16 protein-coding genes are annotated in these 12,556 nt (G+C 66.5%); 4 read left to right on the top strand and 12 right to left on the bottom strand.

Annotation, left to right across the window (positions count from 1 at the left end; all coding sequences use genetic code 11):
* Window positions 1-146 precede the first annotated feature (146 nt).
* Genes BACI71_RS09830 through flgC form a run of 8 tightly spaced genes read right to left on the bottom strand, consistent with a single transcriptional unit; the run spans window position 147 to window position 5,191 of the window.
* Window positions 147-809 carry a PilZ domain-containing protein gene (locus BACI71_RS09830; protein ID WP_159758178.1) on the bottom strand — a complete coding sequence of 221 codons (663 nt, stop codon included), beginning with the start codon at window positions 807-809 and terminating at the stop codon, window positions 147-149.
* Entirely contained in the window at window positions 806-1,231 is a 426-nt protein-coding gene (locus BACI71_RS09835; protein WP_159758180.1) for a hypothetical protein, read from the bottom strand. Before BACI71_RS09835 ends, BACI71_RS09830 begins: the two co-directional genes overlap by 4 nt.
* A gap of 20 nt (window positions 1,232-1,251) precedes the next feature.
* Window positions 1,252-2,112 (bottom strand): flagellar motor protein MotB, encoded by an 861-nt coding sequence (locus BACI71_RS09840; RefSeq protein ID WP_159758182.1) that lies wholly within the window; start codon window positions 2,110-2,112, stop codon window positions 1,252-1,254.
* Between the two features lie 60 nt (window positions 2,113-2,172).
* Window positions 2,173-2,562: a response regulator gene (locus BACI71_RS09845; protein WP_201297346.1), complete on the bottom strand. Its 390-nt coding sequence runs from the start codon at window positions 2,560-2,562 to the stop codon at window positions 2,173-2,175.
* Window positions 2,563-2,597: 35 nt separating this feature from the next.
* Window positions 2,598-4,130: a flagellar motor stator protein MotA gene (gene motA, locus BACI71_RS18070; protein ID WP_159758186.1), complete on the bottom strand. Its 1,533-nt coding sequence runs from the start codon at window positions 4,128-4,130 to the stop codon at window positions 2,598-2,600.
* A gap of 7 nt (window positions 4,131-4,137) precedes the next feature.
* Window positions 4,138-4,404, bottom strand: a complete 267-nt coding sequence (locus tag BACI71_RS09855; protein WP_159758188.1) for a flagellar biosynthetic protein FliQ — start codon at window positions 4,402-4,404, stop codon at window positions 4,138-4,140.
* Window positions 4,405-4,409: 5 nt separating this feature from the next.
* Window positions 4,410-4,766, bottom strand: a complete 357-nt coding sequence (locus BACI71_RS09860) for a flagellar hook-basal body complex protein FliE (protein ID WP_159758190.1) — start codon at window positions 4,764-4,766, stop codon at window positions 4,410-4,412.
* A gap of 17 nt (window positions 4,767-4,783) precedes the next feature.
* A complete protein-coding gene (gene flgC, locus BACI71_RS09865; protein WP_159758192.1) occupies window positions 4,784-5,191 on the bottom strand; it encodes a flagellar basal body rod protein FlgC in 408 nt (135 codons plus the stop codon).
* Between the two features lie 127 nt (window positions 5,192-5,318).
* Between flgC and BACI71_RS09870 the strand changes: the two genes are divergently transcribed.
* From BACI71_RS09870 to fliP, 3 genes are read left to right on the top strand one after another with little or no spacing between them, the layout of a single operon-like run.
* Entirely contained in the window at window positions 5,319-5,552 is a 234-nt protein-coding gene (locus BACI71_RS09870; protein ID WP_159758194.1) for a FliM/FliN family flagellar motor switch protein, read from the top strand.
* Between the two features lie 3 nt (window positions 5,553-5,555).
* Window positions 5,556-5,858 carry a flagellar biosynthetic protein FliO gene (locus BACI71_RS09875; RefSeq protein WP_159758196.1) on the top strand — a complete coding sequence of 101 codons (303 nt, stop codon included), beginning with the start codon at window positions 5,556-5,558 and terminating at the stop codon, window positions 5,856-5,858.
* Entirely contained in the window at window positions 5,851-6,612 is a 762-nt protein-coding gene (gene fliP, locus BACI71_RS09880) for a flagellar type III secretion system pore protein FliP (RefSeq protein WP_159758198.1), read from the top strand. The genes BACI71_RS09875 and fliP overlap by 8 nt, the downstream gene beginning before the upstream one ends.
* Before the next feature lie 110 nt (window positions 6,613-6,722).
* Here fliP and BACI71_RS09885 read toward each other — a convergent pair whose 3' ends face one another.
* The 4 genes from BACI71_RS09885 to BACI71_RS18145 form a co-directional block, all read right to left on the bottom strand.
* The gene (locus BACI71_RS09885) at window positions 6,723-9,212 is read right to left on the bottom strand and encodes a TonB-dependent receptor domain-containing protein (protein ID WP_159758200.1); all 2,490 of its coding nucleotides are present in this window, start codon (window positions 9,210-9,212) and stop codon (window positions 6,723-6,725) included.
* 366 nt (window positions 9,213-9,578) lie between these two features.
* Window positions 9,579-10,415, bottom strand: a complete 837-nt coding sequence (locus tag BACI71_RS09890) for a TrmH family RNA methyltransferase (RefSeq protein ID WP_159758202.1) — start codon at window positions 10,413-10,415, stop codon at window positions 9,579-9,581.
* Window positions 10,416-10,447: 32 nt separating this feature from the next.
* Window positions 10,448-11,041, bottom strand: coding sequence for an FKBP-type peptidyl-prolyl cis-trans isomerase (locus tag BACI71_RS09895; RefSeq protein ID WP_159758204.1), 594 nt, complete (start codon window positions 11,039-11,041; stop codon window positions 10,448-10,450).
* 69 nt (window positions 11,042-11,110) lie between these two features.
* Complete coding sequence (locus BACI71_RS18145) at window positions 11,111-11,317, bottom strand: transposase (protein ID WP_159757575.1); 207 nt, start codon at window positions 11,315-11,317, stop codon at window positions 11,111-11,113.
* A 37-nt stretch (window positions 11,318-11,354) separates the two neighbouring features.
* Between BACI71_RS18145 and BACI71_RS09905 the strand changes: the two genes are divergently transcribed.
* Entirely contained in the window at window positions 11,355-12,530 is a 1,176-nt protein-coding gene (locus BACI71_RS09905) for a PQQ-dependent sugar dehydrogenase (RefSeq protein ID WP_159758208.1), read from the top strand.
* Window positions 12,531-12,556 lie beyond the last annotated feature (26 nt).

A 12,556-nucleotide genomic window follows, 5' to 3' on the forward strand; every position in this document is an offset into this window, starting at 1 on the left:
CGACCGTGATCACTTCGCAGCGAATTGATTATCGCCGATCATCGTCAAGGGGAGCGCAAGCATCGGTGACCGGGCAAGGAGGGTGCCTGGGCAGGCGGACGAATGCTGCCGCGGCGCTCATCGCGTTTTAGCGGCGCCGCAGGCGCTCAGGCCCGTGCGTAGCGCAGCGCGGGGTCGTCGAGCCACGCGGCGAGCGTGTCGAAGCCGAGCGGCGTGTTGAAGGCCACGCCCAGGTCGTGATCACGACACCAGCAGATGTGCGCCGCGAGCGGGGCGGAAAGTCCCGGCAGCGACAGTCGCACCGCGGTGCCGGGCGGCAGGTCGATCGTGGTGCTGAGTCCCGCACCGCCTTGCGAGACATTGTGGAGCGCGGCGTCGATCCGTTGATCGCCGACGAACAGGTCGGCGGGGCACGAGCAGCCGAACCGCGGCGCGCGGGGGCGGAAGCCGTCACCGTCGCGGCCGTCGTGCGTCACCGTGGCGAGCCATTGCTCGACGTCGTCGAGCGGGTAGTTCAGCGCCAGCCCGACGCGTTGGCGCACACGCCAGCGGATGCGCCCCGACACCGACTGACCGTTGCGCAGGTCGACGCGCAACCAGTCGCTGGAGGACAGCGCCATCGCGCATTCCAGCATCATGCCGTAACGGGATACCTTGCGGATCCGGCACGGCCCGTCGGCGTGCGGCCCCGTGAGATGACCGATCAGCAACACGGTCCGGTGCCGTTCCAGCCAGATCGTGCGGCCGGGAGAAACGCGCGGAAACGCGAGCACCTGCGCGATGGTGCTGCGATCCGGTACCGGGATCACGCCGGAGACACCCGGATGATCACGACCCTTTTGATCGCCGCGCGACCGAAGACGCCGATGGCGGCCTGCTGCATCATCCGGCGCACCGCATCGAGGCGCGGGATCTGGCCGTCGGGGGTACGAGCGAGCGGAGTCTGGAACGCGCGCATGTTCACCGCGTCGAGCAACAACGGCATCCGCTTGCGTACGTCGGTCTCGGCGGCTCTGGTCACCTCGACCTGGCTGCTGACGTCGACATAGCCGGCCAGCCGCCCGTCGGCGAAGACGAGCGGAATCGGGATCGTGCTCGCAGAAACGAACGTCGTTTCCTGTTGCGCCGCGGCGTCGCGCTGCGCCGACCACGCCTGCGCGCTGAAGGCACCCGCAGCGCCAAGCGCCAGCTCGGCCGGGAGCAGCGCAAGCATCCGGTAGGTGTCGGTCATCGGGTCACTCCGGGTGCGGGTCAGAATTTGAAGCTCGTGTCGCGCGGCAGCACCGACGGCTCGGCCAGCGCGACGATCGTGATGCGGCGGTTTTCCGGCCGGGCCGGCTGCGCGGGGTAGATCGGCTCGGTCCCGGCCTTCGCCACCACTTCGCTGAAGCGCGACGCCGGCATCCCCGCCGCGACCATCGCGCCGCGCGCCGCAAGCGCGCGCTCGCCCGACAGCCGCCAATTGGCATCGCTGTCGCCGCCCAGCGCGTCGGTATGCCCTTCGATCGCGATCTGCGCGTTCGAGCGCGCCAGTTGCCTTGCCACGCGCGTCAGCAGCGTGCGCGCATAATCGTTCAACTCGGCGGTCGGTCCGCGGAACATCGGGTGGTTGGCGGTGTCGACCAGATTGATGCGCAGGCCAGTCCGCTCGGGGCGCATCCGGATGTTGCGGGCGAGTTGGGGGGTGGCTTGCAGCGCGACCAGCATCTCGTCCGCGAAGACGCGCAGCGCGGCGTCCGGGATGTCGGCGGTGCCGCCGCGCGCCGGCCCTTCGAGGCCGTCGGACGCCGACGGCGGGCCGACCGGTTCGCGCGCGTCGGTCTGGTTCTGTTGCCCGCGCCCGGACTGCCCCTCCTGCAAGCCGACCGCGCCCTGCGCCGATGATGGCGCAATCGTGTTGATCGTCGGCGCGAAATACTCGGCGAGGCCTTTCAGCTGGCTCTTGTTGGCATTCGACAGCAGCCATAACAGCATGAAGAACGCCATCATTGCCGTGACGAAGTCCGCATAGGCGACCTTCCACGCGCCGCCGTGATGCACCGGTTGGTGCCGCTTGTTACGGGCACGACGCGGTCGAACGATGGCGTCGACGGCATCAAGAGTGTTGGGCATCAGGGTTCGCTCTCAAATTCGGACGATCATCACGGCGCCGCTCGGCGCCTGGCGGCGCGCTCAGCTCAGTTCGCCGAACACCCGCTCGATCTTTTCCTTGAGCGCCGCGGGCGCAAAGGGTTTGACGACATAATTGTTGACGCCCGCCGCCGCGGCTTCCTGCACCACGCCGCGATCGGCGGAGCCGGTCAGCATGATGAAAGCGGTTTTGCCCAACACCGGATCGGCGCGCACGGCCTTGAGGAACTCGAGCCCGGTCATCCCGGGCATGTTATAGTCGGAAAGGATCAGATGAACGCGGTCGGCGCGGATCGCCTCCAGCGCCTCGGCCGCCTCGGCCTTGTCGCGGATGTCGCGAAAACCGAGATCCTGCAGGGCGTGGCGAACCATGGCGCGCATACTGGCCTGGTCGTCAACCACCATCACCCTGATCGCTGAAGCCGCGGGCATGAACATGTCTCCGAAAGAGTAAAAGGATGAGGTCGTCAGGCGGCCTTGGCCTGTGTCGCGACCAGCTCGTCGCGCGCGACGTCGAGCGCCTGTTCGAGCTCGCCGAAGCTGGGTGCGTAGCCGGACGGCGTCATGCGCCGGGCCAGTTCGACCGCGACCTGCACCGGCATCCGCTGCGCATAGGCGACGATCGCGGTCTTCACGAGCGTATAGGGCTTTTGCTCGGCATCGAGCGTCTGCTGGAGCTTGGAAGCGATCGGCCCGACGAAGCCATAAGCGAGCAGCACACCGAGGAAGGTGCCGACCAGGGCGCTGCCGATCATCGCGCCGAGGATCTGCGTCGGCTGGTCGATCGAGCCCATCGTGTTGATCACCCCGAGCACCGCCGCAACGATGCCGAGCGCGGGCAGGCCGTCGGCCATCAGCTGGATCGCATGCTGGGGCACCATCACCTCGGCGTGGTGGCGCTCGATATCGTTCTCCATCGCCTCGGCGATCTGATACGGATCCTCGAGATTGACCGTCATCATCCGCAGATAGTCGCAGATGAAGTGGATCAGCGCCGTATCGGCGCACAGCCGCGGATAGGGCGCGAACAAGGGGCTCTGTTCGGGCGCGTCGATATGCTTTTCGATCGCCATGCCGCCGCCGTTGCGAAAGGTGGTCAGCAGCGCGAAGAGCAGCGCGAGCAGGTCGCGATAATCCCCTTCGTTCCAGCGCGGCCCGCGGAAGATATGGGCGACGCCCGCCAGCGCGCGCTTCACCACCGGGACCGAATTGCCCAGGATAAAGGCACCGATCGCCGCGCCCACGATCGTCAGGATTTCATGCGGAAGCGCTTCCCCGATAACCGACAGATTGCCACCGGCGATCAGAAACCCGCCGAAGACGCAAAGCAGGGTAACCACCATGCCTATGTTGAGCGGTTGCGCGACGAAGAAGATCTGGAGGCTCGGCGTCAGCCGCGCGGCGAGCCCGAGCGCGCTGTTGAATACCAGCGCATACACGATCAACGGCGCGGCCATGGTGAGCGCCAGTTCGAGCGCGCGCGCGGCGGCGAGCACCGCGACCCGCGCGAGGTCAGCCGTCGGGACGGTGCCGCCGACCGGAAACTGGTCGTAGGAATGGATGATCGCGCCGATCCACAGATGATGAACGCCCATCGCCATGCACACCACGAGGCTGGCGACGGTCAGGAAGCGCCCGAGCAGCGGCGTCTGTCCGCCGAGCAAAGCGTCCGGTACCAGCACCGACGAGAGACCGACCTGCATGCTGATCAGCGATCCCGCCGTGGCGGCGGCGCTGAACACCATCCGCACGATCAGCCCGATCGCCGCGCCGGTAACGAATTCGGACAGCGTGGTGGCGATCAGTGCGCCGTCGGCGGCGGGCGCCACGACCCGTGCGCCGAGCAGTCCCGACAGCCCGAGCGTCAGCCCCAGCGCCATCATCAACCGGATCTGGACCGGGATGCCCTCCTCCGAGAAGATCGGCAGCGCCATGACGATCGCGCCGACCCGCGCGAACAGGATCAGCAGCACCGTGACATGAAGCGGCAGGTCGGCCATGCCTCGCTCAGCCGCCGGTGATGATCATGTCGGCGACACGGGCCATGAACGCCGCCATCGCCTTGCCGATCATCGGCAGACTGGCGAGCAGAACCCCGCCGATGACCAGCAATTTGGGAACGAAGGTGATCGTCGTCTCCTGCAATTGCGTCAGCGCCTGAAACAGGCTGACCGCGACGCCGACGATCAGCGCGGCGAGCAGCATCGGTCCCGCCAGGGTCAGCACCAGCAGCATCGCGGCCCGGCCCATTTCGGCGGCGTGGAACGCGTCCATGCCGCTCAGATCTGCATTCGCATGATCTCGGAATAGGCATTCACCATCCGGTCGCGCACCGCGACGATCGTGTTCAGCGCGGACCCGGCGGCGCCGACCGCGGTGACGACGTCGATCAGGTCGCCTTTGCCCGTCACCTGCTTGGCGCTCTCGGCTTCGGCGGTCCGCAGCGTGGCGGCGGTGTCGCCGACCATCGTCTGGACGATGTTGCCGAAGCTTCCTGCGACGAACGTGCCCGGCGCGGTTGCCGATGTCGCGACGGGGGCGACCGTTTCCTCGGCCGGACCCAAGTGATCGACGCCGGGCAGCGAGGTGAGTGTGCGGCCATAGGCGTTGATCGCGTCAAGTGCACCAATCGACATGATGAGAGTTCTCCTGCTTACTTGATGAGATCGAGCGTGCGCGACGTCATCGCGCGCGCCGCCTCGATGGCGTTGAGATTGGCCTGATAGGATCGCTGCGCTGCGCGCATGTCGGCCATTTCGATCAGCCCGTTGACGTTGGGGGTCTGGACGTAGCCCGCGCCGTCTGCGGCGGGATTGCCGGGCTGGTAGACCTTGCCGAACTCGGACTTGTCGGTGGTGATCGACGCGACCTGCACCTTGGTCGCGCCGATCGTGCGATCGAGGTGCGAGCGGAACGTTGCCACCTTGCGGCGATAGGGGTCGCCGCCGGCAGTGCGCGCGACACTGTCGGCGTTGGCGAGATTTTCGGCAATGACGCGCATCCGCAGCGCCTGCGCGTGAAGCCCGGAGGCCGAGACGTCGACCGACGCGTGAAGATCCATGTCGTCCTCGTGTGACCGGCGACCGACCAAGCGTGGCCGCCTCCTGCCCATTTATAGGCGTGAATTTCACACGGCGGGTCGGGGAGAGCCGATTTGCTTTCCTATAAAGTTACCGAAGGAGTGCTGCATGTCCGTGCTAGAAGGCATACCCGTCGAACTGTCCGTCGTTCTCGGCTCCACGCAATTGCCCGTGCATCAGGTGCTGAAGCTCAGCCGTGGTGCCGTGATCCCGCTGGACTGCAATCAGGATGATCCGACCCTCGTCTATGTCGACGACGAGCTTGTCGCCCGCGGTCGCGTGCTGGTGGAGGACGAGCGGATGTCGCTGGAGATCATCGAAATCCTCCCGAAGAGCGCCTGACGGGTGGACATATTCTCGGTGTTGCGCGCGATCGGTGCGCTCAGTCTGGTGCTCGGCCTGCTCGGCGGGGCGCTGTGGATCGTCCGCCGGTACGACATTCATCTACCGACGCAATTATTCGCCGCGCGCAGCGGCGAGCGGCGGCTGGTGCTGGTCGAGCGGCTCGCACTGGACGGTCGCCGGGCGGTGATGCTGATCCGCTGCGACGATCGCGAACATGCGGTGCTGGTCGCGCCGGAAGGTGTCGTGACGCTGCACCGGACCCGCCGCGTCGATGATCTGCCGATGGAGGCGAACGATGCGTAAGCGCATGCTGTGGGCGCTCGGCGCCGCCTTGCTCGTGGCGCTGCCGGTGCCGGCGCTCGCGCAGACGCTCGGGCAGGCCGCCGATCAGGCGCAAGGGGCTGCGACCGGGCTCGCCCAGGGCTCGATCTCCGGACGCGCGTTGCAGATCCTGCTGACGTTGACGGTGCTCAGTCTGGCGCCGGGTATCCTGATGACGGTGACGTCGTTCACGCGGATCGTCGTCGCTTTGTCGATGCTGCGGTCGGGGCTTGGCGCGCCGGGCGTGCCACCGAACCCGGTCCTCATCAGCCTTGCACTGTTCCTGTCGTTCTTCGTCATGGCGCCGACGTTCGAGGCCGCGTGGCGGGATGGCGTCACGCCCTATAACAACGGCACGATCACCGAGGCGCACGCGATGGAGCGCACCGCGCAGCCCTTCAAGACCTTCATGCTCAACCATGTCCGCCGCGACGACCTGCACCTGTTCGTCACCCTGTCGCACAAGCCGCCGACATCGCGTGCCGAGCTGCCGATCACGACGATCATGCCGGCGTTCATGATCTCGGAGTTGCGCCGTTCGTTCGAGATCGGCTTTCTGCTGCTGCTGCCTTTTCTCGTCATCGACCTCGCGGTCGCGGCGGTGCTGATGGCGATGGGCATGATGATGTTGCCGCCGACGACGATTTCACTGCCGTTGAAGATCATCTTCTTCGTGCTGGTCGACGGCTGGGCGATGGTGGCGGGCTCACTGGTCCGCAGTTTCGGCACCAGCTGAGGCTCAGCTATCAAACACTGATCCGAAGCCGCGCTTCTTCCTGCTGGTGGGCAAGAAGAAGCGGGCGCTCGGATCAGGTCCGGGGCGCCGGCGGCGGACCCCCGCGCCGGTCAGAAGTCGAACCGCACCGAGGCGGCGATCGTCCGCCCGTTGATCGAGCGCGCGCGCACCAGCTGGTTCGACGGGATCGCGGCATCCTCAGCCTCGGTGATGCCCTTCACGTTGAAGATGTTGTTGGCGTTCAGGTTGAAGCTGATGTTGTCCGCCGCGCGCACCAGCACGAAGCCGTTGACCTGCGTATAGGCGGGCATCTTCAGCTGGTTCACCGGCTGCGTATAGCTGGAGGTCGTGCCGATCACGTTCGCGCCGAAGCTGACGCGCCCGAAATCGAGCTGCGGGGTCGCCTGATAGACGAACGCCGCCTGCCGCTGCGGCCGGTTGCCGTTCAGCGTCGCATCGGTCGCGTCGCTGGTGATCTTCGCATCGGTATAGGTGCTCGCGGCGGTCAGCGAGAACGGCCCGCGGCGGAAGCGGCCTTCCAGCTCGACGCCGGTCGCATCGTAACGGCGGCTGGTGAACTGCTGCTGCGACAGCAGATAGTTGGTTTCCTGCGTCTTGGCGTTGAACACCGTCGCGTAGAAGGCGACCGCGCCGCTGGAGAATTTCAGCCCGCCCTCGGCCTGCTTGACGAAGTCGTACGGCTTGGAGCCGTCGACCAGCCCGCCGGTCGTGGTGTCGATCGTCGGCCCGAACAGCAAACGGTCGGCATTGACGCGCCCGCCGCGGCTGTAGCGCGCGAAGGCGGCCAGCGTATCGCTCAGCCGGTAGTTCACGCCCGCCGAATAGGACAGATAGCTATAGTCATAGTCGATGCCGGTGCGGTTGTTCGGGATGAATCCGACCGTCTGCTCCGCGACCGAGATGACGCCGTCGCCGTTGATGTCCTGCGCGCGTGTCGTCACCGCACCGGGCAGGTCGCCCGCGATGCTGCCCTTGGCCGAGCCGAAATCGTAGCGCAGGCTGCCGTCGATGTTCAGCCGCCCGACCTCGAAGCCGAGCTGCGCGAACGGCGCATTGGTGGTATAGCGCATGTCGTAGCTGCGGCGGCAGCAATTGCCGAAGAACGACGCCGAATAGAGCGTGCCCCCGGCGGTCTGCGACACGCCCGCGGCGTTGCGGATGTCGACCAGCACCGAGCGACCGTCCCCCTGCACGGTCTGGAAGAACGACGTCCACAGCCAGTCGGTCTTCACGTCCTGCCGCGAATTGTAGATGCCCGCCGCGATCGACAGCGCGCCGCCGCCAAGCTCGACCTTGCCGTTCAGCCGCAGGTCGTTGGTGATGTTGTTCAGGCTCTTCAGGTCGACGTCGAACAGCACGACGCTGGCGAGCAGGCCGTTGCCGCTGACCGTGCCCGGGTTCGCGATCCGCTGCCCCGACAGCGGGCCGCTGGCGTAATAGAGCTTCGCGCCCGCGCCGGCGAAGCCGTTGGCGGTGGTCTGCGCATCCCCAACCGCGGCGGGGAAGGGCGAGACGAAGTCGCCGCTGATGTCCGAATAGCGGAACCGCTCGGTGACGTTCCAGCCGTCGGCGATCTCATACTGGCCCTCGAACCCGACCGACTTGACGACCGGGTGCATCCCGTCGCCGATGTTGCGGCGGACCGGATTGTTGTTGCCGTCCAGCGTTTGCACCGAGCCGATGTAGCGGCTGTGCAGCGTGTCCTCGTTGATCGAGAAGCCCGGGATGTTCTGGTACGTCGGGTCGCCGTCGCTGCCGGTCACGCGCACCGGGTTGGGCAGGTAGGCGATGCTGCGATCGTCGAGATATTTGCCGTAGACCCGGACGTAGCCGCGGTCGAATTCGCGCGTGATATTGGCCTTGATCTGCCCGCCGCGCATCGCGTCATAGCCGACGTCGCGCGGACCGTCACCGAGCCGGTAAAAACCGCTCAATTCGTAGCGGGTCTTGGCATCGATGTGTCCGCCATACGCAAAGTCGGCCCTATATTCGCGATAGTCGATGCCCGAGGAGAGCTGGAACGAGCCCCCGTCCTGCTCGCCGGTCTTCGAAATGAAGTTGATGATGCCGCCCGGCGAATTGCTGGCGAACGTCGACGCCGATCCGCCGCGCACCGACTCAATCCGCGCCAGCGACAGATCGTTGCGGATGAAGATGTCGGCATTGCCGAAGATGATGTCGCCGAACTCGAGGACCGGCAGCCCGTCTTCCTGCAATTGCAGGAACTTCGACCCGCCCGACGCAACGGGGAGGCCGCGCACCGAGATGTTGGCATTGCCCTCGCCGCCCGATGCCTCGACGCGGACGCCGGGCAGGTTGCGCAAAATCTCGGCGGTGTTGCGCGGCGGGATCTTGGTGGTCAGATCGGCATCGAGCGAGCTGACCGACACCGACGTATCAAGCCGGTTGCGCCCCTGTGCGACGCCGGTGACGACGATGTCCTCGGGAGCGGCGGCTTCGGGGGCGACGGCGGACGGCGCCGCCGGATCGACCGCCTGGAGCGATGTCGATTGAGCATGGGCAGCACCGGCGATCAGCAACGCGGGGACGGAAACGAGCAGGCGAAAGCGCGGCGACATGGAAAACCTCTCCTGAGCGGCAGCCTCTATGGGCGATGACGGGTATGTAGCTTTTTCACAAACGATTGCAAAGAAGTTTCTGCAATCGTTTGTGAAAGCTGCGCCCGCGTTTTGCGCGATGGCGATTTGCGCCAACTTCGCAAACAAGCGAGCCGGCGATTGGCTCTGGAGAGGAGCGGTGGGTCGAGGTCTATGGACGCCGCGAACTGATGCTCGTCGATCGGCCGTGGCTTTGATTGTTGCGGCACTGTTCCGAGATCGGCGCGCGCGAGTGTTTGGCGCGCGGTGTTCCGCTTCTTTGCCCTAGCGTATCCGAGGCGCGCACTGATGCGCCGCCGATCTCAATGCGTGAAGAAAGCTGGGCTTTCAGTGCGATGATGACGGTGTCGGCATACCTTGGGGCCCCGACTTCTGCATTGCGATATGGTGCAACACGATGCCCGACGTGGTCGCGACATTCAGTGAGTCGAAGTCGCCGGCCATGGCGATGCGCAGGCTCTGCGTCCGTTCGATGAGCGCGCGCGAGAGGCCGGGCCCTTCGGCGCCGAGCAGCATGGCGTTGCGGCGCGCCGGAAGCCAGTGCGCTAGCAACGTCGTACCCGCGGGACTGAGCGAGACCGCGGCAAAGGCATGACGATCAAGAAGGGCCAGCAGATCGTCCTCGCGGCCCAACCGAACCGTCGGGACGAGTAGCGTGGCACCCACCGAAACGCGGATCGCCTTGCGATAAAGCGGATCGCAGCAGTCGCTATCGAGTAACACCGCCGCGACCCCGAAGGCGGCGGCATTGCGGAAGATGCCGCCCATATTGTCGTGGTTTGCGATCCCGGAGAGCACCAGCACATCCGCAGCGTCGTGCAAGCCGGAAAGCAGCGCGTCGGCGTCTGGTGCCTCGACCCGGCGACCGATCGCCAGGATGCCGCGATGCATCGCGAAGCCGGCGATAGCATCGAGCACGTTCTGTGCGGCGACGAACACCGGCACGTCCGCGGGCACGCACGCGAGCAGCGCGTGAAGCCCGTCGACGCGCTTCGAGGCGATCAGCAGCGACAGTGGGCGATGCAGCGGACTGCCGATGAGCTTTTCGACCACGACCTTGCCCTCGGCGACGAACAGACCGGCGCGCCCGACCAGATCGCGTTCGCGGACGTCGCGATAGTGTTCGATCCGGGGATCGTCGGGATCGTCAATCTCGATGAGCATCGGCGATGCTTTGTATGTACGTGCGCGCGCAGTCAGGGCTTGGCGGGCGCATCCTGCGCGGCGGGATCGGCACCCTGCGCGCGGTTCATGCTCTCCACTTCGGCCGCCGTCTTGAAGTCGAGCAACTCGACCTGGAATACCAGATCGGCATTGGCGGGGATCGGTCCCGACGCGCGTGCACCATAGCCCAGGGCCGCGGGGATGCAGAAACGCGCGATGCCGGTCCGCGACATCGTCTGCAAGCCCTGCGAAAAGCCCGGGATGACGCCATCGACGGGCAGGGGAGATCGCATGCCCTGATCGAACACCGCGCCGGTCGCCGCGAGATAGCCGATGTAGTTGACCAGCGCGACGTCGCCCGTCGCCGGCCTTGCACCGGTGCCGGCGCGCAACACCGTCGATCCCAGACCCGAAGGCGCAACCGTCGCGCACTGGCGCTGCCCGGCAGGCAGCACCGGGTTCAGCGGCAAGGGGATGATGCTGTTGTCCGCCTTCACGGGCGCGGGTGCGGATGACGGCGCCTTTTGCCGACGGATGGGTGCGGCAGTAGCGGGCAGCGGAACGGCAAGCACCGGCAGCAGCGCGACGAGGAGCAGGCGGGACGGGACGCAGGAAAGAAACGACATGGGCGACGCTATAGGCAAGGTCGGCGCAGCACGCCACGACGATCCGCAGCCTCTAGGTCGGATCGACATTCAGCGTAGCCAGATCATGGCGGCGGCGAGATGTACGAAGCCGGTGAAGTGGACGGTGCGGCGATCATAACGTGTGGCGAAGCGGCGGAAGTGTTTGAGGCGGCCGAAGCATCGTTCGATCTGGTTGCGATGCCTGTAGATGCCTGCATCATGCGGGATGGCGACCTTGCGGTTGCGCTTGGACGGGATGACGGCCGCAGCGTTCATGTNCGGCTTGACCTTGGCGACGGTGGCGCTGCCGTAATTGACCGCCGCGCCGGTCAATTACGGCAGCGCCACCGTCGCCAAGGTCAAGCCGTTCAAGGCCACCCCGGTCGCCACGTTCGACTCGCCCTGGGCGCTTGCCTTCCTTCCCGACCGGCGGATGCTGGTCACCGAGAAGCCCGGCCATTTGTGGCTGGTCACTGCCACCGGGCAGAAGCAGCAGGTCAGCGGCGTCCCGACCGTCCATTTCGAGGGTCAGGGCGGATTGCTGTTCGTCGCGGTCTCGCCGACCTATGCGCAGAACGCTCAGGTCTATCTCACCTATGCCGAGCCTGGCGAGGGCGGCGACGGCCTCGCGCTTGCGCGCGCTACGCTCGATGCCAGCGGCGCGCAGCCCGCCCTCAAGAACATCGAGGTCATCTGGCGTCAGCTGCCGCGCGGCAAGGGCGGGCAGTTTGGCGGCTATATCGCCTTCTCGCCGGACGGGCGCTACCTGTTCCTGACCTCGGGCGAGCGGCAGCGCTTCACCCCCGCACAGGACCCCGATCAGGCGCTCGGCAAGATCCTGCGGCTCACGCTCGACGGCAAGCCGGCCCCGGGCAATCCGGGTGCAGGCAAGACCGGATCGACGACGATCGGCATCATCGACCCGCCCGAGAACACCGGTGCGGCCGCCAAGGCACCGGTCCGCAAGGCGACGATGCCCGGCCCGAACCTGACCCCCGCCGAAACGTGGAGCAGCGGGCACCGCAATCCCTACGGCCTCGCCTTCGATGCGAAGGGACAGCTGTGGGAAACCGAGATGGGACCGCAGGGCGGCGACGAGCTGAACCTGATCGAGCCCGGCCGCAACTACGGCTGGCCGCTGGTGTCGTACGGCAAGAATTACGACGACACGCCGATCCCGTCGCACAAGGGCAATACCACGTTCGAGCAGCCCGCTCTCTATTGGGACCCGATCATCGCGCCCGCCGGGTTGACCTTCTATGATGGCAGCATGTTCCCGCAGTGGCGGGGTTCAGCCTTCATCGGCGGGCTCGCCTCGACCGCGCTGCTCCGTATCGCTTTCGACGGCAACGTACCGCGCGAGGCCGAGCGCTGGGACATGGGCGCCCGCATCCGCGCGGTGAGGACCGGACCGGACGGCGCGCTGTGGCTGCTTGAGGACGGCGACGGCGGGCGGTTGCTGCGGCTCACCGCGGATCGCGCCGGCTGACCGGTGGCGATCAGCGGTCGCCGGCA

Origin of the sequence: Sphingomonas sp. 8AM (assembly GCF_902506455.1) — a bacterium.
GTDB lineage: Bacteria > Pseudomonadota > Alphaproteobacteria > Sphingomonadales > Sphingomonadaceae > Sphingomonas.